Source organism: Rhizobium sp. GCM10022189 (assembly GCF_042656325.1).
Classification (GTDB): Bacteria; Pseudomonadota; Alphaproteobacteria; order Rhizobiales; family Rhizobiaceae; genus Rhizobium.
This window is the reverse complement of record NZ_JBHSOR010000003.1, coordinates 37,665-62,200: the sequence shown is the minus strand read 5'-3', so window position 1 is coordinate 62,200 and position 24,536 is coordinate 37,665. Positions and strand designations below refer to the sequence as shown.

Here is a 24,536-nt window from a genome sequence, read left to right as displayed (position 1 = left end):
TTGCCCGTCAGCGCTCGATCGAGAAGAATTTCAGCGCCTGCGGCGTGACATGCACATATGTCGCGCCGGGCTCTTCGGTGGCGTGATTGCGGTAGACGTTGCCGCAGACCATCCGGTCGAGGAAATAGCCCGGAAATTTCTCGCAGAGCCAGTCTCCCCTGATCTCGACAGTACCGGTAATGTTCGTATTGGCGCTGCGATAGGCGGTATTGCCCGCCTTGTCGAAGAACTGCACGAACTGCGTGCCGTTGCGGTGTTTGCCGGTCCAGGTCTTGTCGCCGATGAGGTCGCGCAGCTCTTCGCCGGTGACGAGATCGCCCTTCTCGCCCTGGAAACCAAAGGGCCAATCGGGAATGCCGGCTTTGCGCAGGCGGCCGAGATGCTTGCTCAGATCGTCGCTGCGCCAGTAGTCGTAGAGATAGCTGTAATAGGTCAGGTTGCTCTCGGGAAAGAGTTCGAGCAGCTTGGTTTTCTCCTGCAGGCTGCGCGTCCTGTCCCCGTCGTCTATATAGGCCGCCGTCAGATATTCGCGTGCCGCCTCCGCATTGGGCAAGGCGTCGCGGGCGGCCTCCATCAGCGAGATCGCCCGGTCCTCGTCTCCGACGATGTAGAAAACGATGCCGGCCAGCAGCTGGAAGCCTGCCGAAGGCGAAGGATCGAAACGCAGCGCCTTCTCCATTTCCTCGACCGCCTGCTCGTGACTGCCGATATGCGCAAGCACCAGCGCCAGGTTGGCATAGGCTTCGGCATCGCTCGGCTGCGCCTGCACGGCGCGGTTGGCCGAAATCAGCGCCTCCGTCTGGCGCCCGTCGACCAGTTGCAGGAGGGCAAGCACCGTATGCGCGCGCGCATTGTTCGGATCGATCTTCAGCGCCTCCCCTGCCGCGTCGTAGGCGATCTTGCGGGCAACGGCGGCCGACCAGAGGATATTGTAGTCGTTGCGCCAGACATCGACGGCAATCCGCGCGATTCCCGCATGCGCATCGGCAAAATTCGCATCGAGATCGATCGCCTTCTGGTAATAGGACAGCGCCTCACGATAGGTCGCCACGTCTCCATAGGTGAGCCCCGCCTGTTCGGCGCGCATGTAATAATCATAGGCTTCGAGATTTTCCGTCGGGATCTGCGCCAGCTGCGTGCGCTCGCCGTCGCTGAGCCTGATGGCAAGTGCGGCGATGATCTTGCTGATGACGTCGTCCTGCACCGCAAAGAGATCGGCATATTCGCGGTCATAGCGCTCGGCCCAGATCGAAAGCCCGGTCAGCGCATCGATCAGTTTGACGTTGATGCGCAATCGCGAACCGGCGCGCTGCAACGTGCCCTCCAGCACATAGTGAACCCCGAGTTCGGCGGCCACATCCTGTATCTTGCCGCCATCGTCGCGCACCGCGAAAACGGAATGGCGCGCGATGACGAACAGGCCGGAAACTTTCGACAATTCCGTAATCAGATCGTCGGTCAGGCCTTCGGCAAGATGATCGTGCGCCACGTCGCCGCTGACATTGATGAACGGCAGAACGGCAACGGAAGGCTTGTCCGGCAGGGGATAGGCGAAGCGCTGGGTCAAGGACGGGCTTTCGAGCAGCCCCCACGGCTGCCACCACAGTGCCGCTCCCGCCAGAACGGCGAGGACGGCGGCAGCGGCGATCGCCCCGGTGCGCCGGCGGCCGAGATAGCTGCGCAGGTTGGCGAACGTCTTCGCCGCGGCCGGATCGAACACCACGCGGTAGACACGCACGGGTTCGGCGATGCTTTTGACCCTTTGAGTGCCGAGAGAGACGAAACCGACCGCGAGCTTCGATTTCACCTGGTCGTAGGCCGCACCCGAGATCGCGATTCCGCCGGGCTCTGCGAGCGCCTGCATCCGGTCGGCAAGATTGACGCCGTCGCCATGGATATCCTCGCCCTCGACGATAATGTCGCCCAGGTTGATGCCGATGCGAAAGTCCAGGCGCCGGTCGGCCTGTACGCCGACATTCCGCTCGGCCTTCTGCTTCTGCACGTCTATGGCGCAGTTCATGGCATCGACGACGCTGTGGAATTCGACCAGCAGCCCATCGCCCATCGTCTTGACCAGCCGTCCGCTGTGGCGTGCGATCAGCGGCGCGACGACGTCCCTCAGATCTGCCTGGAAACGCAGACGCGTGCCCTCCTCGTCGACCTGGCTTAGACGGCCATAGCCCACAATGTCGGCAATCAGTACTGCTGCAAGGCGGCGTTCCATGTCCGTCTCTTCCCCCGAAAGGACGACATGGCCGGCATCTTACATGACCGCCATAACCGATGCCATTGGCTGCAATGGACAACGAGACGTTGCGCCCGATGTCATATCACTGTCATATTCTGCATAGGTGGCATGCCAAAATGCCCATTGCTGCAGCATCGCGCACAAATTATATGCTCGCCGGCTAACAAAAATAAGAAAAAGTGAGCTTTCTATGCCCCTGATTTTCAAACGCCGCAAAAGCGGCCTCATGCGACGGATCGTCAATGGTTTCGGTTCTGCCCAGCAGCGCTATCGTGATGCGCGCGAGGCACGCAAAACCGCCATCCATCCTTCGTTTCTGGACGATTTCGGTATCTGACAACGCGGGCGCTCCGTTGCAGGAGCGCTCTGCAATGCCTTTGGGCTGAGGTCCCCGGCCCTCTCAGGCAGCCTTCCGGTCCCGAGATACGATGCCGGTATCCTGCCTGATCTCCCCCTTCTTCATCATGATCCCGCAGGCGAATGCGACCGCGGAAAACACGAAGAAGAACGATTCGCCGATTGCCAGCCGGTTGTTGGAATTGGACAGGATCGTTCCAAGGAAGAACAGCGTCACCATCGTATATGCCAGCAATGCGCTGAGGCTGATCAGCCTCTGCCTCCGCGCGGCCACGACGCGCCTGTACATGGCGCCCGCCAGAATGGCGAAAACCACGATGCCGAACAGCCCGTGGCGGACGAGCATTTCGAAATAGCCGTTGTGGAGAAGCGTGTAAGGCACGCTGGCATAGGTGGTCGAGCGCCAGAGCGTGAGCCAATGGTTTCCGGCGCCAAAGAACGGCGCCTGGGCAATCACTTCCGAAGCGTTCGCCCAGAGCTGCAGCCGCTCGCTCATGGCATTCGGCGTATCGCTGGACGCAATGGCGGCGGCGACAGCGTTCCACACTCCCCCGCGCTGCGAAACCTCTGTGGCGATCCGCGCGGCCGCCTCATAGGTCGGGCCGGCGAAGGTCCAGATACTGTTCCAGCCGACCCAGATCCCGAGCGAAATGAGGAGCAAAGCGACCAGACCCGCAACGGCGGCACGGCGCCTGTCTGCGTAAAGCAGCAGCGAAGCGAGCATGAGAGGCCCGACGAGAACGAGGCTCAGCCAGACGCCCTTCGCCTTCGAGCCGTAGATATTGAAGAGGCAGAGCGCGATAATCGACATGCTGACGGCAATGATCCACGCACCGGAACGGCGCGCCAGCTTGCCGGTCTCCCAGGCATTCAGCAGCCAGTAGAAGGCGCCGATCATCAGGAAGCCGCAGCCGATCGCGCCATGAATGAGGTTGTTGTGGTAGAGCGGCGAAATGCGCACGTCGCCTTCAAGGATCAGCCGGTAGTCGGTGGAGACCAGCAGGGCGGCGAGCGCCGCCGGGAAATAGATCGCAAAGACCGTTTCGACATGTTTGCGCCCGGAATAAAGCGCGATGCCGACCGCGGGGAAAAACAGCGGAAAGGCATAGAGCCAGTCCGACGCGCCCTTCTCGCCGTCGACGATCAGGCCGAAAAGGAAGCGCAGCAGCGCATAGGCGCCCCATGCGATACAGGCATTCGCCAGCCAGTCGCGCCGCAGCAGGTTCAGATTCGGCTTGAACCAGACGAAAGTCGTCCCGATCAGCAGCAGCGCCACATAGCGATAGGTATCGCTTTCCACGATGGGAGCCGAAATCATCAGCAGCCACAGGATGACAAGGACGGATGTGACGCGGGAGGGCGTGGCGATCGGCTCTTCGCTCGCTACCATAGAGAATATTGCACCCTTCTTGCATAATCGGCGGCGCGAAGCAGATGCGTGACGGAGCGGCGTATTCCCTTGAATTTCTGCCGCCTGTAGTCGAGCTTCGTCGCAATCGCGGTCTCGTGGCTGTTCGGCCCTAGCTCTATCAGATTGTTCTTGACCGTAAAGGTATTAACCTCGGTAGACCACCCGCGCTCTAATGCCACATCGAAGGGATAGACCATGACGGCCATGGTCCGCAGGAGCTTGCCTGCCCCCGATCGCGTGACCAGATAACAGGCGGCCGAGCCCTGCGGCCCGTGGATGCAACGGCCTATGGCATCGCCGAATTTCGTCGTCGCCTTCTGCATGAACCCCTTGGAGCGGTGGTTCAGCAGCTTGACCAGTTCCGCTTTCGGGAGCGCGGCAAGCACGGCTTCCGCACGCTCGATCAGATCGGCCTGCAGTTCGACATCGTCCTCCATGATGATCGCCGCATCATTGCCGCTGTCGAGAAACTCGGTCAGCGCCTTGACGTGGCTGCGATAGCAGCCGTGCTCGCCCGGCAGATAGTTCCTGCCGTTGCGAAGGAGAAACTGCCGCCTGTCGATATCAGCCTTGTCGTGGGCCTCGATCTGCGAGCCATCCACCCCGGATATCCTGACGACGTCGAGCCCAAGCGAACTGGCCTTCCGCGACAGCCCTTCCCAGCGGGCGATGGAACGGTTCAGGTTGATGACATAGGCACCGATTTTCATAGAGGCGAAATTTCAGCAGGAGACGGAAATGCGGTTCTCTATAAGTCGTGGCTGAACCGCGGGCAACAGCCACATGCTCGCATTATCTACCATGCGTTGATTGCCCCTCTACACCCTTTAGTCGAAAACGATCGTCATGGTAAAGCTTTTCCCTTATCGGTTTCTGCCGCAATAGCTTCACAATCCCCAGACACAAAGCGCGCAGGGACGCAAACAGCCGAGGAACGAACATGGCGCCGAACTATACCAAGACTGCCCTTCTGACAGCCTTTCTGAGCCTGCCGCTGGCGGCATCCGCTCCGCTTCTGGCGCAGGAGAACCGGCCGCGCGAAGCGGTCATCAATGTGTCCGCAGAGGGCGAATCGACGCTGGCTCCCGATATGGCCGTCGTCAATCTGGCCGTGGTCAAGCAGGCAAAGACCGCCCGCGAAGCGCTCGACGAAAACAACAAGGCAATGAGCGAGGTGCTCGCCGCGCTGAAGAAGAGCGGCATTGCCGACCGCGACCTGCAGACCTCGGGCTTCTCGATCCAGCCGCAGTACAATTACCCGCAGCCGGTCGACAACCAGCCGCAGCCGCCGCAACTGATCGGCTATCAGACCAGCAACTCGGTCACGGTGCGCGTCCGCGACCTGTCCAAACTGGGCGAGATCATCGACCAGTCCGTCACTCTCGGCGTCAATCAGGGCGGCGATATCCAGTTCACCAACGACAAGCCGGAAGCGGCGCTTGAGGCCGCCCGCAAGGATGCCGTCGCCAACGCGATCAAGAAGGCGAAGACGCTGAGCGAGGCCGCCGGCGTCAAGATCGGCCGCGTCATCGAAATCAGCGAGAATGCCATGCGCCCGATGCCGCAGCCGGTCTACCGCACCGCGATGATGAAGGAAGCCGCCGATGCCGCTTCCGTGCCGGTCCAGGGCGGCGAGAACAGCTACAACGTCACCGTCAGCGTGACCTTCGCAATCGAGCAGTAAGGTCCGTGGGGGCGCTTCGGCGCCCTGCCCTGCCGGAAAGCCGCGCAAAAGAAAACCGCCCCTGCTGTCGGCAAGGGCGGTTTTTATGCGATAGGCGGTCGGGCGCCTGATATCAGCGGCGCAGCAGCGGGCAACCGCGAACGTTGCCGAAGGTCATCTCGTCGGGGCCGCGACGGCTCCAGCCCTGCACGACGACACGGCGCGGCGTGATATCCACGACATGCGTGCGGCGCAGGCCGTAATCCTCGGCGATATTTTCCGCCATGCGCGGATTGCAGCCGCCACGCGGCGGACGGCCGTAACCCGGCAGCGGCGGCGGCGGACGGCGCCAATCCGGCGGCGGCGGACGACGGTCGGGTTCGCCGATAATGATATTGACCTGTGCGGAAGCCGGCGCAACCGTGCCGGCCAGCGCAGCAGCGGAAAGAAGGGCTGCAAACCCTGCCTTCGCCAGAAACTGCATCATGAAAAAGATCCTCGTGGTTGATAGCCGCGCCGGCAATTGCCGAAGCTTGTTTCGGAATCACTTACATACAGTTCCGAGAGAAGACGGGCGAAAGTGTCGCGGTCAAGGCAAAACGGCCCGGGCGCGCGTTTTCCCGGCCCTGGCCGAAAAAATCAGCGATACATGAGCGGGCAGCCGCGCACATTGGCGAAGGTCATGCGGTCCCAGCCACGGCGATCGCGGCCGGCAACGACAACCCGGCGCGGCGTAATGTTGGAAATGCGCACATCGCGCAGGCCGGAATAGCGGGCCTTGCGGATGGCCTCCATCGGCGAGCAGCCGCGAACCGGCGGGCGATAATGATATTGCGCCTTGACGACGAAATCGGTCTGGGGCGCGGCGACGGCGGCAGAGCCTGCAAGCGGGATGGAAGTCAGAGCAATCAGTGCGGCAAGCGAAGCCTTGGCAAGAAAGTGCGACATGGGACGATCTCCTCGTGGTGTGTCCTCGATCTCCCTTCCGGGATTGTCGCAAGACTAGACGAGGAAAGCTGAACGCCGTTCGAACCGCCCATTCAGTTGACATTCACAACGGTTAACGGCGCAGGGCAATGCCGGCAAAGCCTGCCACGGTTCTGCGCCCGCAATTGCCTGGAACAGTCTATGGGCTCAAATGCAGGACCACGTCGCGCCGATGCGGCCGGTCACGGTGCTCGAAGAGATAGATGCCCTGCCACGTGCCGAGCATCAGCCGGCCCTGGCTGACGGGAATGCCGATCGAAACCGGGGTCAGCGCCGCCTTGATGTGGGCGGGCATGTCGTCCGGCCCCTCCATCGTATGGACGACCCAGCGCATGGACGGGTCGGAAGACGGCGGCACGAGGCGGCGGAAGAAACTGTTGAGGTCGGTCTTCACATCCGGATCGGCATTTTCCTGGATGAGCAGCGAGCAGGACGTATGGCGCACGAAAACCGTCAGCAGCCCCTCCTCCATGCCGGACCGGCGCACGAAGGCGCTGACCTGGTCGGTAAATTCGTAAAGGCCCTGGCCGCGGGTTGAAAGTGTCACTGTCGTCTGGGGCAAGGCGGTCTCCGTCGCGGTTTGTCTGCCGCGAGGTGGCGCGCCTTGCCGTCCAAGTCAATGGCAGGGATCGGATATCAAAGCCGCAGCAGTTCCTCGAACCCGCCATAGATCATGCGCTTGCCGTCAAACGGCATCTTCCACTTGTCGCTGGAAAGGCGCAGATCGGCCATCACCTTCGCATTGATCTCGTCGCGCGCCTGCCTGGATTCGTAGAGAATCCAGGAAAAGACGACCACCTCGTCTTCCTTGGCCATGACGGCGCGCGGAAAGGAGGTCAATTCGCCGTAGGGCACGTCATTGCCGAGGCACTCGACATATTCGAGCGCGCCGTATTCCTTCCAGATCGCTCCGGCATAGGCGGAAAATTCCTTGTAGGCATCGACGTTCTCGCGGGGAACGGCGACGATGAAACCATCGACGTAGGACATTGCACTCCTCCTCTTGCGTTAACCTCCGAAGGACGTTCGACGCCGGCCACATCCGACATTGCGCCGTCAATTAGCGCCGGCACCCGATGCGGCAAGGAGAGCAGGCGGTCAGCCCTGGAGGGTCTTCACCTTGAGGAGATCGGGGAAAAGCCGCGTCCACAGCAGCACGACTGCGATCGTCCCCAACCCGCCCGCGATACCCGCCGCCACCGGTCCGATGACGCCGGCAAGCATGCCGGATTCGAATTCGCCGAGCTGGTTCGACGTGCCGATGAAGAGCGAATTGACGGCATTGACGCGCCCGCGCATGTCATCCGGCGTCAGGAGCTGCACCAGCGAGCTGCGAACGACGACACTTACCGTGTCCGAGGCTCCGACGACGAGCAGCGCGACGACGGAAAGCGCAATGTTGGTGGAAAGCGCGAAAACGACCGTAGCCACGCCGAAGATCGCAACGGCCAGCAGCATCTTGCGACCGACATCCGATGTCAGCGGTCGGCGCGCAAGCACGATTGACATGGCAAGCGCGCCGATGGCGGGTGCCGCGCGCAGCATGCCAAGCCCCCATGGGCCGGCATGCAGGATATCGCTGGCAAACATCGGCAACAGCGCCGTTGCGCCGCCGAGCAGCACCGCGAAAAGGTCGAGAGAGATGGTGCCGAGCATGACCGGGCGGCTGCGGATGAAGGAAACCCCGGCGAAGACGGAGGACAGGGTCACGGGCTCGCGTTTCGACGGCGTCCACTCCATGCGGATGGAGATGACGTTGAAGCTCGCCACGGCAAAGAGCACGGCCGCGACCGCGAAGGGAGCGACAGGGCTGACGCCATAGAGAAGACCGCCGAGCGACGGGCCGATGATCAGCGCCGTCTGCATCATCGAGGTCGAGGTGGCAACCGCCCGCTGAAGCATCGAGGCCGGCACGATATTGGGCAGAAGGGCCGCCATGGTCGGCCTCTCGAAGGCGACGACCGCGCCCATGATGGTGACGGCGGCAAGCATTCCGACAGGCGTAAGCCATTGCTGCCAGGTTGCGATCGCCAGCACGAGCGACGTGATCGCTTCGATGAGCTGGCAGGCAAGCCCGATCCGCCGGCGGTCGAACCGGTCGGCGACATGGCCGACCACGAAGGTCAGCACCGCCATCGGCAGAAACTGGCAGAAGCCGACAAGGGCAAGCGCGAAGGCGCTGTGCGTCTGTTCGTAGATCATCCATCCCATGGCAATCGCCACGGCCTGGAACGAAAGCGAGGAGAAGACGCGGGAGGCGGCGAAGTTCAGATAGCCGGGATGGCGCAGAACGCTGTCCCGCTCTTTCACTGTAATGTCCATTGTGCATTCACCGGCCTGCGGACGGGCCGCAGACGCTTATAGGAATCTTATAAGAGCGGAACGGTGTTCTGCTTGAAAATGACCGATGTCAACCGGAATAAGCTGTGGCGCGCAATTGCCGCATCAATGGACGGTCTGACGGCAGCCGACCATCTCGCAGGCGGCGGCATGCAATTGGTCGCGCATGTCGAGCAGCCACATGGTCTCCCCCATCACATCGAGGATTGCCGTACGCAGGCCGGGATCGACACGATCGAGCAATTCCTGCTGCGAGGTGCCGGTCGTCGCCGTACCGATCAGCAGTTTCCGCATCTGTTCGACGGAAGGAGCGGCGGAAATCTCGGCCGCATCCAGCATGTCGGGAGACGGGATACCCATCCAGGCAAGAGCCGAGCCGACGAGCAATTTGGAAAGCGCCCGGCATTGCGGGCAGGATAATTCCTCCGAAGTATCGGCGACCTTCTTCCTGAAACAGGCGATCGTCGCCCGGACCTTGCTGTCGACGGCCGCAAACATGCCGACCGCGATCACGCGCCGCGCTTTTACGGGTCGCACCACATAGACCCGCTGCCGGCCCTTGAGCGAAGCTGCGGCGCTATCCTCCTCGTCGAAACCCCGAACGAGGAAATCTCCCCTTCCCGCCAGTATTTCAAGGAGAATTAGAACATAGCCGTCGCCGGGTGCGACATCAAACTCAAGATTGAAAGAACCGTCGCCGCGGCTCTCGGCGATGCGTATATCCAATGCTTCCGAGCGAAGCTCAACCTGATCCAGTTTCATGAGCCCCCCGGCTGCATAATCCCTGCCGCGTGCAAGAATACTGCAACCTGAGGAGGTTTCATATTAACCCAATACGCTTAAACATTCGCAGGCGCTTCGCCCGGCCGCCCGCAAACAGGAAGGCGGCAGGCAACCCGTCCCTTAGAATTGCCCTGCTTCCGGCGACGAGAACTCCTCGATGGAATCCACGCGGTCCGGATAAAAAGCCATATGGTCCCGGATATTGGCGACAGCCGGATTGGGCGTCTCGTAGGTCCAGATCGCATTCCTCGAGCGTTCACCGCCGCCAGGAATGCTGTAATAGGATGCCTCGCCCTTGTAGGGACAATGGCTCGTATGGTCGCTGCGCTGAAGGAGCGACATATCCACATCCTTGCGTGGAATATACTGCACCGGCGGATAGGAAGCCTCGCGCAGCGTCAACGCATCACGCGTATCGGCAATCACGCGGCCGCCGAGCTTGACGACGATACGGGAGGGATTGTGTTCGACGGTGATCGGATGATCCGGCCCGGGAATCTTGATCGGCTTGCCTGACATGGGGGTCATCTCCGGATTGATATCTCTACCGCAGAGATAGGGTGCGCAAGCGGCCATCCCAAGGGGTCAGCGGCCGCCCTCCCTCGCCCTGCGAATCTCATAGGCCCTCAGATGCGCGTGGACGAGCGAGAGGATCGGCGGCCGCGTGCCGGACCGGACGATCATGTCGCCGATGATCTGGCCCGCCTCGATGCGCCCGCCCGCTTCGATATCGCGCAGCATGGACGTGGTGATGGCAGACCCGGCCATCGTCATCATGCCGCGAATGCGCTCGAGCGCGGCCGCGCCGAGCGCAAAACCCTGGCCGGCGGCCACCGAGGCGCATTCGTCGACCAGCTGCAACGCAGCGTCCGAGGCACCGGCCGCGACATAGTCGCCGATCGCCGAACGCATGAGGCAGGTCATGCCGGCGCTGGAAGCGATGAAGACCCACTTGTCCCACATCGCCTGCAGGATGTCGGCGCTCGCCTCCGCCTGGAAGCCGGCATCGGCCATTATCGCGGCGATCGCTTCGATGCGCGGCGACAGGCCGCCGCTTCTCTCACCGAAGCTCAGCCTGTGCGTATCGTTCATGTGGAGGATGGCGCCGTCGGGCGCAATGGTCGCGGATATGAAGCAGGTCCCGCCAAGAACGGCCGCAGCGCCGAACCGGCGTTCGAGCATATCGAGATGCGCCATGCCGTTCAGCGTCGGCAGGATCGCGGTCTGCGGCCCGACCGCCGGCGCGAAGGAGGCCATCGCATCGTCGATATCATACGCCTTGCAGCCGAGCAGGACGAGATCGAAGCTTCCGCCGAGCCTGTCTGCCGTCACCAGCTTTGGCTGCGTCACATGCGCGTCGCCGAGCGGGCTGCGGATGACGAGGCCGTTGAGCAGCAGGCTCTCCGCCCGCTTCGGCCGCACCAGGAAGGTCACGTCCCTGCCCGCAGCCGCCAGCCTGCCGCCGAAATAACCGCCGATGCCGCCGGCGCCCACAACGAGAATACGCATCTGAAATCCGATCCCTCCGTTCAACGCCACTCGTTGAACGATCGAACCGGAGGATCGCCATTGCCGCTGCCGCGTCAAGACGAAAGAGCCGCGGAGGCGTCCGCCTCCGCGACTTGTGATCGCCTGGCTTTTACCAGCGGTCGAGGCCGAGCAGCTTGCGGCCGAGCGGCGTCAGCTCGGCGGTCTTGGCATTGTGCTTTTCCCATTCGCGCGGATCGCCCGGGAAGGCATCGCGCTTCGGATGGTCGAGCTCCCGCCACAGGCGGATGCGCTCCTCGCGCTCCTCGGCATTGTCGTATTCGGCCGGATGCATGGAGATATATTGCGCCATGCGCACGCGGTTATCCGAATGGTTCGGCCGAACGCCGTGAGCGAGCAGCGAGTTGAAGATCATCAGGTCGCCCGGCTCCATGTCGATGTTGACGACCGAAAGGCCGGTCATATCGGGATGCATCGGATCGCGATCCTCGGGCTGCGTCTTCACCCATTCCTCGAAATGCTCGAAGAGATAGGGCACGCACTGGAAGCCGCCGACATCGCCGTCCTGCTTCTTGAGGCTCAAGACACCCTGCACGCCGATCGGCAGCGGCCGGATGGACGTATCGACGTCCCAGTGGATGAAGCCGTTCGGATTGCCCTTGACCTTCTTCGGCGGGTTGAGATTGGCGCGGTCGATCGTCACCCACAGGTCCTCGCGGTCCCAGATATCGACGAAGACGTCATAGACGCGCTTCTCCATCCGGTTATCCCAGAGCGCCTGGTGATTGTAGATCTCCAGCATGCCGGTATTGTTGAGCTCTTTCATCTTGTGCTCGCGCCGCTGCGGCGCATACCAGGTCGAAGGATCGTTCGGATCCTTCTCGTCAAAACGCCAGAGCACCTCCACAAGCCGCTCGACATTGGCTGCAGGAACGGCCTGGCGAACGATCACATAACCTCTCGTCGTCCAGTGCTGCCAGTCCGCCTGCGAAAGCACCCGCAGCGGCAGCTTCTTCTTGATGTCCTTGAGCTGCGTCGTAACCGACGAGGCCGTCGGATGAGCGTCGCGTTTGACTGCCAGTTGCATGAGATCCTCCCATCATTTGTTCCATCCCTGTCGTTTCAGGTGATGGGGGAGAGTGTAACGCCGCAGCCCGGCCGATGTTGTGCCGGCTTGGCGGATTATGATACTATTCTGGCGTCAATGACCAGAAAGGCGCCCGATGAGGCCTTATCTCGAAATCCTGCCGCGACACGCCGATTCCTCCTGGAGCATGCTGAACCGGCGGCTGGACGACGCGATTCCCTTTCAATGGCATCACCATCCGGAATTCGAGCTGACCATGACGCTGAATTCCATCGGCCAGCGTTTCATCGGGGACCATACCGGGGAATATGGGGACGGAGACCTCGTGCTCGTCGGCCCCAACCTGCCGCATACCTGGGTATCTCGCGCAAAATACGAGGAGGCGACGCCGCATATCGCCCTGGTTCTCTGGTTTCATCCGGACTGGATGCGCAAGGTTACCGCAGGGGCAATCGAACTCGCACCGATCGAAGCCATGCTGTCACGCGCCGACCGGGGGCTGCAGTTTTCAAAGGAAACCGCGGATGCCGTGCGCAGCGAAATCGAGGCGATCTTTTCAAAACCGCCCGCCGAGCGGCTGCTGTCCCTTTTGAACATTCTGGGACGCATTGCCGGCGACCGTCAGGCATCCGCGCTTGCCAGCGCGCCCGGCCAGAGCCCTGAACTGCAGGAAAGCCGCGAACGCATCGACCGGGTGCTCACCCACCTGCATCTTCAATATGCCCGCGCCATCCCTCTGGAAGAGCTGGCCGATATCGCCGCACTCAGCGTCTCCGGCCTGCACCGGCTCTTTCGCCGCCACACCGGCACCACCGTCTCCGACTATCTGATCCGCATGCGCATCGGCGATGCCTGCGCCCGCCTTTCCGCCACAGGCCAGCCCATCGGCCATATTGCCGATGCCGTCGGCTATGGATCGCTTGCCAATTTCAACAGGCAATTCAGGGCGCAGACCGGCATGACGCCGCGGGAATATCGCAACGTCTTCCGCCGTGGCTGAAGCGTATCGCGGCGCATGCGTCAGTTCCTGGCCGTCCTGCGAAGGCTTGCGAGCCCAAGACCGATGACGGCAGACAGGACGCAGGCGATCCCGAAAATCTGGTTGGAACCGATCGCCTCGCCGAGAGCCAGGAAGGCGAAGATGACGGCGCTTGCCGGCGCGACAGCCGTAAAGAGAGAAGCCTCCGCGCCGCTGACGCGCTCCGCGCCCGCATACCAGAGTATGAACCCGCCGACGGTCGGCACCAGCGCGTAATAGACGACCGCAAGCAAAGCGGGTTGCGAAGCGCCGCCGATATCATGATGCTCGAACAGGGCCGGCACACCGGCAACCACGAAACCGATCGCCGTCATCAGCGCCGATTGCGTCAATGGCGGGATCGCCGTGCCGAGCCGCTTGTTCAGCAGGATGAACAGCCCCTCGCAGATAACCGCGCCGAAAATCAGCATGTCACCGGCAAGGGACCCGCTGCCGGCACCCGGCGAGAAGACGATGGAAAAGACGCCCGCCGCCGCAAGGCCGATCGCCAGAAGCAGGAAGCGTTGCGGCCTCTCGCCGAGGACGAGGATGGAGATCGCCGCCGAGACGACCGGCAGGGTACCGATGATGACGCCGGCATTGGCCGCCGACGTCAGCGACAGGCCGGAAATCAGGAGCGTCGTGTAACCGACGCTCCCCGCCCCCGCCTGCGTGACGAGGATCAGCCAGTCCCGCCCGGAAAGCCGCGGCAGCCGCGACCTCGTCCAGTGCATCAGAAACAAGAAAAAGGGGAAGGCCGCCGCAAAACGCAGCGCCGTTGCCGTAAAGGGCGGCAGCCCGGACGCGATGACCTTGCTGGCGACAACGGTGCTGCCGACCGTCGTCATGGCCAATGTGAGATAGATGTAACCTTGAAATTGCCTGCTCATCTGCCGCTCCTTTCGAGACGGCGGAAACAAACAGGCCGAAAGGCCGCGGGTCTTGAACGAAATTGCAGGGGGTCAGGAATGGCCGCGCGCATAGGCGCCGGGCGTCAGCCCATAGCGGCAGACGAAGGCTCGCGTCATATGGCTCTGGTCGGCAAAGCCGCTTTCGGCAGCCGCCTGCGCCAGACCCGCACCGCCGGCAATCAGCCGGCGGGCAAGATGGACGCGGGCCTGAACGAGATAGGCATGCGGCGTAAAACCCGTCGCCCTGGCAAAGGCGCGCAGCACCTGAAACCGGCTGAGCCCGCTTTCGCGCGCCAGGTCGGCAAGCGAGATTTCCGCAGCCGGATCGTCATCGATCAGGCTGCGGGCGTGAACGACGGAGCGCGGCGCCGGCGCCGGCTCGTCCTGCATTGCCGCCTCCCGCATCGTATCGGCAATGACCGACAGCAGCAGCTCCTCGCAGCGCAGCCGCTCCCCCTCGCCGGTCACGGCGAAGAACAGCGCGCGGAACCGGTCGGCGAGCCGTCCGTCATGAATGACGGGGCGCGGAATTTCCGAACGGCCGGCGCTGTCTTGTGCCACCTCGCGCGAAAGGCCGTCCATGACGGCGGGATCGAAATAGAGAATGCTCCAGGACCGCGCCTCGCCGATCGGCGCGCCGTCATGCACCTCGTTCGGATTGACGGTGATGAGATCGCCGGCTTCCGCTTCCACCATGCCGCGCCCGCTCAGCGATTTCTGCGCGCCGGAGAAGATCAGGCCGATGCCGAACTGCTCATGCGTATGGCGCGCGAAACGATGGCCCGATGTCGCCACCACCGCTTCGACGCCCGCCACGGACGAGGGCAGCATCCTGAACTGACCGGCTGCCATGACAATCTCCTTTGCCGCCGACATTGCCAGCCGTCGGCAAGCCGGGCAAGGGATCAGAAGAACTCGTCGAGAAGCTGATAATATTCGATCCTCTCGGGATCGATGATCGACAGGCCGTAAGCATTGAGAAACGGGCGCACCAATTCCTCGCCGAAATTATAGGCGACGCTGTGGCAGGCGAGCGCGATGTCTTGATAGCGGTCGGCGACACCCAGGCGGCAGCAATCGACATAACCGCCAAACCGGCCGCCCGCGGCCATGAAATTCGGCAGGCAGGCATCGCCATGGGCAACAACGAGATTTTCGCTCTCCGGCCGCAGCCGCTGCAATTCGCCGAAGAGGAAGAAGGCGCTTTTGCCCAGCCGCTTTTCGTCGAAGTCCGTCTCGTCGACGAGGCCGGCCCGCATGCGCGCTTCGGCGGCCACGAGGCGTTTGTCCAGACGATGGTCAAAGGGACAGAGGCTGGGATCGAGGCTGTGGAGAGTGCTGAGCGCCGCGGCGAGGATCCCGACACGCTCTTCCGGCAACAGCGTCGCGGCGGTGACGAGATCGGCCCCCGGCAGCGCCGTCATCAGGAGAAAACTGCGTTCGCCGTCGCTCTCGAGCGCGATCACCTCGGGGCAATCGAGGCCCTTGCCGGCAAGCCAGACAAGCCTGTCGGCCTCGTCGGCGAGCTCGCAGAACGGCCCCGCCTCCTCGACCTTCAGATAAAGCCCGGGACGGCCCTGGGCTTCCAGGCGAAAGACGCAGGCCGAAGAACGGCCGAGAGCATCGCGCCGCCATTCATAGCCGCCAAGGTGGCTGCGCACCGAAACCGGAAGTCTGCCATCCTCCTGAAGCGGTATGACCATGATGATCCTGTTGAGGAAAAGAGCTCCCTATTGGGGCTCGCGCGCGGGCGCCTTAGTGGAAGGTTTCGGCCGGCGCGCTTTCCAGAAGAATTTCGAAAGCCTCTTCCAGAGCGGCGACCAGAATGTCGGTCAGCTCGTCTGCCTTGTTTTCCAGAAACATCAGGCTGACGGCTTCTTCCTGGCGCTCGAAAAAATGCTCGATCTCGTTCGACATGTCATGTGTCCCTTCGCTACCGTACCATAACGGTCATGCGAGAACGATAGAGACGGTTCCTTGCGCGTGGCTTGTTGTGAAGCGAGACACTCCACCAGGGCTAATCTGCCGGGAAGCGCCGGCTTTTCCATTGGCTTCTCGGAACCACATCGCCGACATCATAGGCAAAGGATACGACCTTCGTGGCATCACTATCGACCTCGCAGCGAAACCGTACATTGTACCATTCATTTCCATTTTTGAAGGCCCCGCCTTTCGCGTCAAGCACATTCCCCGCCGAAAGTCGGAAAGAAGGCAGCCAACGTGGGTTGTACTGCGCCGACGAGTGAATCAGTTGTTGTCTTAGCTCAGTCTGACAAAGCTGATCGATACGGTCACCGCGCGACAGGTTCCTCATCGCCGTTTTGATGGCTGGATCGGACGTAATCTCTTCCGAAAACAATGTCCGCGCTTTGGCGAGTTGATCTGCTTCCTCGGCTTTCACATCGGTTTGCGACGATACCTTGGCTTCTTCCAACGGTTTCGCCGTCTCGAAATCTGTCTTGGCCTCGGTGCTTCCAGTAGACGCGGGGCCATCCTTTTCGGGATTGGCTTCCGCGGTTTCGACCTGCGGCAGACTGATGTCCTCCGGCACTGGATTCGTTGAAGAGCTCTGCTCGGCTACTCTAGTTTGATCCGGCTTTGACGGCTCAGTGGAAGGTTTCTCCGCCTGCCTTACATCGCTGACAGACTGCTTCGGCGCCCGTGCCTGCTGCGGTGGCCCAGACTCGCGCTGGTTCGGTACAGTATCCTTTTCCGCAAATTCAAACACGGTAGGCGACATCTTTGGCTGAGACGGCGGACGCCTTGCAGGTGGTGGCGGAGGCGGCTCAGCCTTTGCCTGTTCCTTGGGTTTCTCTTCCTCTTTCGGCTTCTCCTCCGGCTTCTTCTCCTCCGGCGGCGGCACGAGTTCCACCTTCACGCTCTCGTCTTCGGCGGGTTTCGGCTGGATCTCCGGCAGGCCGAATATGAGAAGCGCGACGATGGGCACATGCACCAACACGGACGCGACAACGCCCCAGCGAGCGCGAGGCTCCTGGTGTTGCGTCTCGTGATCGGTATCTGCCGGCTCGACTTCTTCTTCTGTCACAGCAGCGATGTGGCCTTTAAAACTGGCAGCATCAAGCCACAAATGGAAAAAACCTTGTGATGATGGCCTTCGCGACCGGTAGCAGCAAGCTCACTGGTCGGCTTCGCCATCCTCGGCCACCAGATTGTGTTCCTGCCACAGGTCCTTCGGAATGGCATCGCCAATCGCAAAGGCAAAGGCGGTGACAGTCTTCCCCGCGGGATCCACCTCGCAATGGAAGCGGATATTGAACCAGTTCTTTTTGCTGCGGAAAGCCCCGCCGTCCACCTCGATGCTGTTGCCCCTCACCGTCTCCGGCTTCATGGCATAGGGCGCAACGAGATCGGGCGCGGAGCCCGGCCGGGAGCGGCTGACCTGCTCCAGCGCCTCGAGATTGCAGAGTTGCAGATTGCGCTCGCTGGCCGACAGCGTGGCGATAAGCTGACGCGCCCTGCGGCTGCGCGGACTGGCAAGCGTCTTTCCGGAGAAGAGTTCCGTTGCCTGTACCAACTGCTGGGCAGCTGAGGCCGGAGGTTTCGGCAGCGCCGGCAAGGCGGGCGGAACCTCTCGCGAAACCGTCTCGGGTGCCGTTGCGGGAGCGGTGGGAGCAGCCTGTGCCGCGACCGAATTTTTCCCCTCTGCGGGGTTCGGCGGTGGCTGGGCCGCAGGCGGCGCAGCTGGAGCGACGGCGACGGGCGGTGTCACCACCTCGACATCGATACTGTCCTCCGGCGGAGGTCTGATCGGCACCACGTCGGGCAGAAAGGCGAGCAGGATCGCGATGACGGCAAGATGCAGTGCGAGCGACGCCGGCCAGGCCGGGTCGATCTTTCCTCTTTGCAACAGGCCGGAATGTTCCATCGAAGGCAAGTCCATGCTCTGGGTTCAAGGCACAGCGACGCTGACAGCGCTGCGAGGCAGCCGCAACGCTCTCTCTGGCTCGTCACCGGTTATCGGCCATCCTGATCTATGCGAGCGACGCGATGATGTCGCGATAATTCACTTCCGGAAATGCCTTCAAGGTTTTCGTGCGCACGTTGCCGCCCATGCCGAGCGACAGCGTAAACCGCGCCATGACCCGGTCGTCGGGCGCCTCGCAGACAGCCACCATGTCATATTCGCCCATGGTGAGATAAAAGCGCTCGAAGGAGCCGCCCATGCTGCCGAGCAACGCCTTTCCCGCATCGAGCCGCTTGGCGGAATCCTTCACGCTGCGGATTCCCTGATCCGTCCAGTTTACCATGAGAATGTAAGTGGTCATGTTACACCTCCCGGCGGAGGCCATGTTCCGGGCAGGCATGTGAAACCGTTCGCATGCCGCGACCGCTCCCTTCCCCCGCGCCCGGATTATAGGCGTGTCACCACAGCGCGACAACAAGATCGGCGCCATCAATCCGGCTTAGCAATAACCCGAAAGGCTCATCTGCAACCGTTCCGACCAAAGAAAAACCCGGCCAGCGCGGGGCTGGCCGGGTTCCGGTTTTCCTGTCCGTCGAAGCCTTAGCTGTCGAGGAACGAGCGCAGCTTCCTGGAGCGGCTCGGATGCTTGAGCTTGCGCAGCGCCTTCGCCTCGATCTGGCGGATACGTTCGCGCGTGACCGAGAACTGCTGGCCGACTTCTTCGAGCGTATGGTCGGTGTTCATGCCGATGCCGAAGCGCATGCGCAGCACGCGCTCTTCGCGCGGCGTCAGCGATGCCAGAACGCGGGTCGTCGTCTCGCGCAGGTTCGCCTGGATGGCGGCGTCGATCGGCAGCAGCGCGTTCTTGTCTTCGATGAAATCGCCGAGATGCGAATCCTCTTCGTCACCCACAGGGGTTTCGAGCGAGATCGGCTCCTTGGCGATCTTCAGGACCTTGCGGACCTTTTCGAGCGGCATGGCGAGCTTTTCGGCCAGTTCTTCCGGCGTCGGCTCGCGGCCGATTTCATGCAGCATCTGGCGCGAGGTACGAACGATCTTGTTGATCGTTTCGATCATGTGCACCGGAATACGGATCGTGCGGGCCTGGTCGGCGATCGAGCGGGTGATCGCCTGGCGAATCCACCAGGTCGCATAGGTCGAGAACTTGTAGCCGCGGCGATATTCGAACTTGTCGACCGCCTTCATCAGGCCGATATTGCCTTCCTGGATGAGGTCGAGGAACTGCAGGCCGCGGTTCGTGTACTTCTTGGCGATGGAGATGACGAGGCGAAGGTTCGCTTCGACCATTTCCTTCTTGGCGATGCGCGCTTCGCGCTCGCCCTTCTGCACCATGTGCACGATGCGGCGGAATTCCGAGATCGAAATGCCGGTTTCCGTCGCGAGATTCTGGATCTCCTGGCGGATGTCGCGGATCGTCGTGTTTTCGCTCTTGGCGAATTCCTTCCAGCCGCGGGCGGCCAGATTGCCGATCGACTTCATCCAGTTCGGATCGAGTTCCGCGCCCTGGTACTGTTCCAGGAAACTATCGCGCTTCACGCCGTAGGATTCGGCCAGACGCAGCAGGCGGCCCTCGTTCTGCACGAGGCGCTTGTTGATGTCGTAGAGCTGCTCGACCAGCGCATCGATGCGGTTCTGGTTGAGCGACAGCGACTTGACGGCCTTGATCAGTTCGTCCTTGAGCTCCTTGTAGCGGCGCTCCTGGGCGGAAGACAGCGTGCCGGTCGCGGCAAGGCGCTGCTCGACCTGCTGGTCCTGCAGCTTGCGCAGCTTCTTGTAGGTTTCGGCGATGATGTCGAGCGTTTCCATGACCTGCGGGCGAAGCTCGGCTTCCATCGCGGCGAGAGAGAGGTTGGATTCGTCCTCGTCCTCTTCTTCCTCTTCCGGAGGCATGCCTTCGCCGCCGACATCGGTAATGTCGTCGTCGCCGGAGCGGGCGCGACGGGTCTTTTCCTTTTCCTCGGCAGCCTTGCGGTCTGCCTCGATCTTCTCGGGGCTCTGGAACTGCGGGGCAGCCTTGGCTTCCGGGCCGGAATAGGTGGTTTCGAGATCGATGATCTCGCGCAGCAGCGTCGTGCCTTCGTTGAGTTCGTCGCGCCAGATGATCAGCGCCTGGAACGTCAGCGGGCTCTCGCAGAGGCCTGCGATCATCGTTTCGCGGCCGGCCTCGATGCGCTTTGCGATGGCGATTTCGCCTTCGCGCGACAGAAGCTCGACGGAGCCCATTTCGCGCAGATACATGCGCACCGGATCGTCGGTACGGTCGGTCGGTTCTTTCTTCTTGGCGGTCGCAAGCGCGGTGCCGCCGGAAGGCGCAAGTTCGCCGCCCTCGCCGTCCTCGTCGCCCGAGCTGTCGTCGTCGTCGCCGCCGGAAGCGCCGGCTTCCTCGGCCTCTTCGTCCTCGATCACGTTGATGCCCATGTCGGAGAGCATCGCCATCGTGTCTTCGATCTGTTCGGACGTCACTTCTTCGGAAGGCAGGACGGCGTTGAGCTCGTCCATCGTCACATAGCCGCGCTTCTTGGCGGCCTTGATCATCTTCTTGACCGCGTCATCGGAGAGATCGAGAAGAGGGCCGTCGCTTGCGCCGTCGCGTTCGACTTCCTGGTCTTCGTTCTCTTTGACCTTCGTTGCCATTTATATCGTCGCCTTCCTGACGCTATTCATACTCGCTGCGGTGAATGGCCGCCTCGTGGCCCGGGCGCGCGCGCCGGCCTCGAATCACCTATACCCACCTAACGGGATGACATTTAAAGCCTGATTAACCACGATCGTCGGCATCGGACAGCAAAATTCAATTGCCATTGGATTTCCGGCCATGGTTGTGCGATCCGCCTTGACCCAGTTCACCGCTCAAGTCGAACGGTGATTCCCACAAAATTTGTTCTCGTCAAGCTTTTCCAGAAAAAAAGCCACCGAAAACCCGGAAAAAGCCTTATCCACAGGCTTTGAACCGCGCCAGCGATTGCGTTGCTTATCTAGTATGTCACCGGCAAAAGACAAGGCCTTTCGGATGATCATCGGAATAACCTGATATCGTTACCGTCACATGCCATAGATTCTTGGCAAATCGCCAACATGGGTTGCAAAAATAAAACACACACCATTATGGAGAATGCCGGTGACAAGGATCATGACATCATGATCCACGGCCTTCCCAATGGGTGGGGCTTCCTGCGGAACAAACACCGGCTGTGGGACTGGACGGACGGCTGTATTGCCGTCACCGACGAGGAGATGCGCGGTCTTTGGGCGCGTGTTCCAAATCACACGCCCATTGAGATCATGCCCTAACGAGATTGCCCGTCATAGGCGTTTACCTTGAGCGCCGATAGATCGAGCGCCGGAATGCAGCGCAGATTGACGGAAGCCATCTCCATGCCATTGGGCGCCTTCGCCTCGCCGAAGGGTGCAATACCACACTTGGCGCAGAAGTGATGTTTGATGGCATGCGTGTTGAACGTATAGGTCGACAGGTTTTCTTCCGGCACGGTCAGCTGCAACTTCTCGCGCGGCACGAAGCCGAGCAGACCGCCGCGCCGGCGGCAAAGCGAACAGTTGCAATCGAGCGCTTCGGTGAACGCGCCTTCCACCGTGAAGGCGATATTGCCGCAATGGCAGCTTCCCTCGTATTTCATTCCTGTCTCCTCACATCCAATCCATCACGACCTTGCCGGAATTGCCCGACCGCATTGCCTCGAAACCATCGCGGAACTCGTCGATCTTGATGCGATGAGTAATCACCGGCGAGAGGTCGAGGCCGCCCTGCACGAAGGCAATCATCTTGTACCAGGTCTCGAACATCTCGCGGCCATAGATGCCCTTGAGGTTCAGCATCTTGAAGATGACCTTGTTCCAGTCGATCTCGAAACCGGCAAGCGCAATGCCGAGAATGGCGATCTTGCCGCCATTGTTCATCTTGTCGATCATGTCGCGGAAAGCAGGCGCCGCCCCCGACATTTCAAGCCCGACGTCGAAGCCTTCGGTCATGCCGATCGATTTCATCACATCGGCAAGGTTTTCCTTGGAGGCGTCCACGACATGATCGATGCCGAGCTTGCGGGCGAGATTGAGCCGGTTCGGATTGATGTCGGTGATGACGACCTTGCGCGCGCCGGAACGCTTGGCGACGAGCGCGCCCATGATGCCGATCGGCCCCGCGCCCGTGACCAGCACGTCCTCGCCGACGAGATCGAAGGAAAGCGCGGTGTGAACGGCATTGCCGAACGGATCGAAGATCGCCGCGATCTCGTCGGGAATATCGTCCGGGATCGGCACGACATTGGCTTCCGGAATGCAGACGAACTCGCCGAAGGAACCCGGCCGATTGACGCCGACGCCGAGCGTATTGCGGCAGAGATGGCCCCTGCCCGCGCGGCAGTTGCGGCACTTGCCGCAGACGATATGGCCTTCGCCGGAAACACGTTCGCCGACCTTGTATTTGGTCACGGCAGAACCGATCTCGGCAATCTCGCCGCAGAATTCATGGCCGACGACCATCGGCACCGGAATGGTCTTCTGCGCCCACTGGTCCCAGTTCCAGATATGCACGTCCGTGCCGCAGATCGCCGACTTCTTCACCCGGATCAGCACGTCGTTCGGGCCGACGTCCGGCACCGGCACATGTTCCATCCAGAGGCCGACTTCGGGTTTCGCCTTGACCAGCGCTTTCATCATGTTCGACATCGTTTTTCCCTTTGGCTTTCACCGAGGCCAACCCTCCCCTTCTCCCCCGCGGGGAGAAGGTGCCCGAAAGGGCGGATGAGGGGGCCACACGGCGCACCGTCACTTGCTTTTTAGATCACACCAAGTTCGCGGCCGGCTTCGGCAAAGGCGGATATCGCGCGCTCCACATCCGCCTTCGAATGCGCCGCCGACATCTGCGTGCGGATACGCGCCTGCCCCTTCGGCACGACGGGGAAGGAGAAGCCGATCACATAGACGCCCTTCTTCAGCATCAGTGCTGCCATATCCTGCGCAAGCTTGGCATCGCCCAGCATGACCGGAATGATCGGATGCCCCTCGCCGGCAAGCGTGAAGCCGAGCTTGGTCATTTCGGAGCGGAAGAGTGCCGCATTGGCCGAAAGCCGTTCGCGCAGCGCATCGCCGTTTTCAATAAGGTCAAACACCTTCAGCGAGGCCGCCGCAATGACCGGCGCCAATGTATTGGAAAAGAGATAGGGGCGCGAACGCTGCCGCAGCCATTCGACGATTTCGGCCTTGGCCGACGTGTAGCCGCCGGATGCGCCGCCGAGCGCCTTGCCGAGCGTGCCGGTGATGATATCGACCCGGCCTTCGACACCGCAATGTTCCGGCGACCCGCGGCCATGCTTGCCGACGAAGCCGACCGCGTGGCTGTCGTCCACCATGACCATCGCATCGTATTTATCGGCGAGATCGCAGACACCCTGCAGATTGGCGATGATGCCGTCCATGGAGAAGACGCCGTCGGTCGCGATCATCTTGAAGCGGCTGCCCTCGGCCTTCTTCAGCTCTTCTTCCAGCGCCGCCATGTCGTTGTTGGCATAGCGGAAGCGCTTGGCCTTGGAGAGGCGCACGCCGTCGATGATCGAGGCGTGGTTCAGCGCATCGGAAATGATCGCATCCTCTTCGCCAAGCAGCGTCTCGAACAGGCCGCCATTCGCGTCGAAACAGGAGGAATAGAGGATCGTGTCCTCCATGCCGAGGAAGGAGGAGATGCGCGCTTCGAGCTGCTTATGCTCCTCCTGCGTGCCGCAGATGAACCGCACCGAGGCCATGCCGTAGCCATAACGGTCGAGCGCCTTCTTGCCGGCTTCCGCCAGTTCCTCATTGTCGGCAAGGCCGAGATAGTTGTTGGCGCAGAAATTCAGCACACGCTCGCCCGAGGCGACGGCGATCTCGCCGGCCTGCTTGGACGTGATGACGCGCTCGGACTTGTAAAGGCCGGCATCCTTGAGCGAGGCGAGTTCCGATTGCAGGTGGGAGAGAAATGCTTTTGTCATTATAGACCCCTTTTCCCAAAAACGTCCTCCGTTGGGCGCTGCAATTAGCACAAAGCAAGTGCAGATGTCGCCGATCCGGTACGAAAAATTTTTCGGACTCCGGACTTCGCCGCCATGGAATTGATATGAATATTCGAAAGGACATCCGCATGTTCAAAAGGAGTATCGTTGCGGCCTTTATATTCGTGAGCAGGAAGTCGATGCGCCTGCGGGCAGGCTGCAGCGTTTAACCAAGGCAGCGACAAAGACCGGAGCCGTCGCCAACGCGCCTACGCACGCCAAGGCCCGCCGCTGCACGAACGGCTTGCGCGCGCAA

Annotated in this window: 27 protein-coding genes; 3 read left to right on the top strand and 24 right to left on the bottom strand. The window is 61.6% G+C overall.

The annotated features are described in order from the left end of the window. Positions 1-7: 7 nt before the first annotated feature. From ACFPWW_RS03875 to ACFPWW_RS03860, 4 genes are all read right to left on the bottom strand, one after another. On the bottom strand, positions 8-2,224 hold the full coding sequence (locus tag ACFPWW_RS03875; RefSeq protein ID WP_377310493.1) for an adenylate/guanylate cyclase domain-containing protein: 2,217 nt from the start codon (positions 2,222-2,224) through the stop codon (positions 8-10). Between the two features lie 184 nt (positions 2,225-2,408). After that, entirely contained in the window at positions 2,409-2,588 is a 180-nt protein-coding gene (locus ACFPWW_RS03870) for a hypothetical protein (RefSeq protein ID WP_162706878.1), read from the bottom strand. Positions 2,589-2,648: 60 nt separating this feature from the next. Beyond that, positions 2,649-3,995: an O-antigen ligase family protein gene (locus ACFPWW_RS03865; protein ID WP_377310491.1), complete on the bottom strand. Its 1,347-nt coding sequence runs from the start codon at positions 3,993-3,995 to the stop codon at positions 2,649-2,651. Beyond that, entirely contained in the window at positions 3,989-4,726 is a 738-nt protein-coding gene (locus ACFPWW_RS03860) for a glycosyltransferase family 25 protein (RefSeq protein ID WP_112564607.1), read from the bottom strand. Before ACFPWW_RS03860 ends, ACFPWW_RS03865 begins: the two co-directional genes overlap by 7 nt. 230 nt (positions 4,727-4,956) lie before the next feature. Between ACFPWW_RS03860 and ACFPWW_RS03855 the strand changes: the two genes are divergently transcribed. Further along, on the top strand, positions 4,957-5,700 hold the full coding sequence (locus ACFPWW_RS03855; protein ID WP_112703880.1) for an SIMPL domain-containing protein: 744 nt from the start codon (positions 4,957-4,959) through the stop codon (positions 5,698-5,700). 112 nt (positions 5,701-5,812) lie between these two features. Here the strand turns inward: ACFPWW_RS03855 and ACFPWW_RS03850 are convergent, their stop codons facing one another. From ACFPWW_RS03850 to ACFPWW_RS03810, 9 genes are all read right to left on the bottom strand, one after another. Next, a complete protein-coding gene (locus ACFPWW_RS03850) occupies positions 5,813-6,166 on the bottom strand; it encodes a hypothetical protein (RefSeq protein ID WP_113412193.1) in 354 nt (117 codons plus the stop codon). 152 nt (positions 6,167-6,318) lie between these two features. Next, complete coding sequence (locus ACFPWW_RS03845) at positions 6,319-6,627, bottom strand: hypothetical protein (protein ID WP_112703881.1); 309 nt, start codon at positions 6,625-6,627, stop codon at positions 6,319-6,321. Between the two features lie 178 nt (positions 6,628-6,805). Next, complete coding sequence (locus tag ACFPWW_RS03840; RefSeq protein ID WP_112703882.1) at positions 6,806-7,228, bottom strand: secondary thiamine-phosphate synthase enzyme YjbQ; 423 nt, start codon at positions 7,226-7,228, stop codon at positions 6,806-6,808. A 74-nt stretch (positions 7,229-7,302) separates the two neighbouring features. Further along, positions 7,303-7,656: a DUF1428 domain-containing protein gene (locus tag ACFPWW_RS03835; RefSeq protein WP_112703883.1), complete on the bottom strand. Its 354-nt coding sequence runs from the start codon at positions 7,654-7,656 to the stop codon at positions 7,303-7,305. Between the two features lie 108 nt (positions 7,657-7,764). Then, positions 7,765-8,988, bottom strand: a complete 1,224-nt coding sequence (locus ACFPWW_RS03830) for an MFS transporter (protein WP_112756706.1) — start codon at positions 8,986-8,988, stop codon at positions 7,765-7,767. A 123-nt stretch (positions 8,989-9,111) separates the two neighbouring features. Beyond that, positions 9,112-9,768 (bottom strand): hypothetical protein, encoded by a 657-nt coding sequence (locus tag ACFPWW_RS03825; RefSeq protein ID WP_377310486.1) that lies wholly within the window; start codon positions 9,766-9,768, stop codon positions 9,112-9,114. A gap of 141 nt (positions 9,769-9,909) precedes the next feature. After that, positions 9,910-10,308 carry a DUF427 domain-containing protein gene (locus ACFPWW_RS03820; RefSeq protein ID WP_112703886.1) on the bottom strand — a complete coding sequence of 133 codons (399 nt, stop codon included), beginning with the start codon at positions 10,306-10,308 and terminating at the stop codon, positions 9,910-9,912. Positions 10,309-10,374: 66 nt separating this feature from the next. Beyond that, complete coding sequence (gene panE / locus ACFPWW_RS03815) at positions 10,375-11,298, bottom strand: 2-dehydropantoate 2-reductase (RefSeq protein ID WP_377310483.1); 924 nt, start codon at positions 11,296-11,298, stop codon at positions 10,375-10,377. Positions 11,299-11,428: 130 nt separating this feature from the next. Continuing rightward, complete coding sequence (locus ACFPWW_RS03810; RefSeq protein ID WP_112564586.1) at positions 11,429-12,364, bottom strand: phytanoyl-CoA dioxygenase family protein; 936 nt, start codon at positions 12,362-12,364, stop codon at positions 11,429-11,431. A gap of 136 nt (positions 12,365-12,500) precedes the next feature. On the opposite strand from ACFPWW_RS03810, the gene ACFPWW_RS03805 reads away from it, so the two are divergent. Beyond that, positions 12,501-13,364 (top strand): helix-turn-helix domain-containing protein, encoded by an 864-nt coding sequence (locus ACFPWW_RS03805; protein ID WP_377310482.1) that lies wholly within the window; start codon positions 12,501-12,503, stop codon positions 13,362-13,364. 20 nt (positions 13,365-13,384) lie between these two features. Here ACFPWW_RS03805 and ACFPWW_RS03800 read toward each other — a convergent pair whose 3' ends face one another. The 8 genes from ACFPWW_RS03800 to rpoD form a co-directional block, all read right to left on the bottom strand. Next, positions 13,385-14,272, bottom strand: a complete 888-nt coding sequence (locus tag ACFPWW_RS03800; RefSeq protein WP_112564582.1) for a DMT family transporter — start codon at positions 14,270-14,272, stop codon at positions 13,385-13,387. A 72-nt stretch (positions 14,273-14,344) separates the two neighbouring features. Continuing rightward, complete coding sequence (locus tag ACFPWW_RS03795; protein ID WP_377310480.1) at positions 14,345-15,145, bottom strand: AraC family transcriptional regulator; 801 nt, start codon at positions 15,143-15,145, stop codon at positions 14,345-14,347. Between the two features lie 53 nt (positions 15,146-15,198). Further along, positions 15,199-15,996, bottom strand: coding sequence for an APH(3') family aminoglycoside O-phosphotransferase (locus ACFPWW_RS03790; RefSeq protein ID WP_377310478.1), 798 nt, complete (start codon positions 15,994-15,996; stop codon positions 15,199-15,201). A 52-nt stretch (positions 15,997-16,048) separates the two neighbouring features. Next, complete coding sequence (locus ACFPWW_RS03785; protein ID WP_183740999.1) at positions 16,049-16,210, bottom strand: hypothetical protein; 162 nt, start codon at positions 16,208-16,210, stop codon at positions 16,049-16,051. A 100-nt stretch (positions 16,211-16,310) separates the two neighbouring features. Further along, the gene (locus ACFPWW_RS03780) at positions 16,311-17,381 is read right to left on the bottom strand and encodes a DUF930 domain-containing protein (protein WP_377310476.1); all 1,071 of its coding nucleotides are present in this window, start codon (positions 17,379-17,381) and stop codon (positions 16,311-16,313) included. Positions 17,382-17,429: 48 nt separating this feature from the next. Next, on the bottom strand, positions 17,430-18,179 hold the full coding sequence (locus ACFPWW_RS03775) for a DUF930 domain-containing protein (RefSeq protein WP_377310475.1): 750 nt from the start codon (positions 18,177-18,179) through the stop codon (positions 17,430-17,432). 106 nt (positions 18,180-18,285) lie between these two features. After that, positions 18,286-18,579 (bottom strand): GYD domain-containing protein, encoded by a 294-nt coding sequence (locus tag ACFPWW_RS03770; RefSeq protein ID WP_112564573.1) that lies wholly within the window; start codon positions 18,577-18,579, stop codon positions 18,286-18,288. A gap of 239 nt (positions 18,580-18,818) precedes the next feature. Continuing rightward, complete coding sequence (rpoD, locus tag ACFPWW_RS03765) at positions 18,819-20,873, bottom strand: RNA polymerase sigma factor RpoD (RefSeq protein ID WP_112564571.1); 2,055 nt, start codon at positions 20,871-20,873, stop codon at positions 18,819-18,821. A 393-nt stretch (positions 20,874-21,266) separates the two neighbouring features. Here rpoD and ACFPWW_RS03760 point away from each other — a divergent pair, with 393 nt between their 5' ends. Further along, on the top strand, positions 21,267-21,530 hold the full coding sequence (locus ACFPWW_RS03760; protein ID WP_377310636.1) for a L,D-transpeptidase family protein: 264 nt from the start codon (positions 21,267-21,269) through the stop codon (positions 21,528-21,530). Here ACFPWW_RS03760 and ACFPWW_RS03755 read toward each other — a convergent pair. The 3 genes from ACFPWW_RS03755 to ACFPWW_RS03745 form a co-directional block, all read right to left on the bottom strand. Next, a complete protein-coding gene (locus ACFPWW_RS03755) occupies positions 21,527-21,874 on the bottom strand; it encodes a GFA family protein (protein ID WP_112564567.1) in 348 nt (115 codons plus the stop codon). The genes ACFPWW_RS03760 and ACFPWW_RS03755 overlap by 4 nt on opposite strands. A gap of 10 nt (positions 21,875-21,884) precedes the next feature. Then, a complete protein-coding gene (gene tdh, locus ACFPWW_RS03750; protein WP_377310472.1) occupies positions 21,885-22,922 on the bottom strand; it encodes an L-threonine 3-dehydrogenase in 1,038 nt (345 codons plus the stop codon). A gap of 110 nt (positions 22,923-23,032) precedes the next feature. Next, positions 23,033-24,220 (bottom strand): glycine C-acetyltransferase, encoded by a 1,188-nt coding sequence (locus tag ACFPWW_RS03745; RefSeq protein WP_377310471.1) that lies wholly within the window; start codon positions 24,218-24,220, stop codon positions 23,033-23,035. Positions 24,221-24,536: the final 316 nt, after the last annotated feature.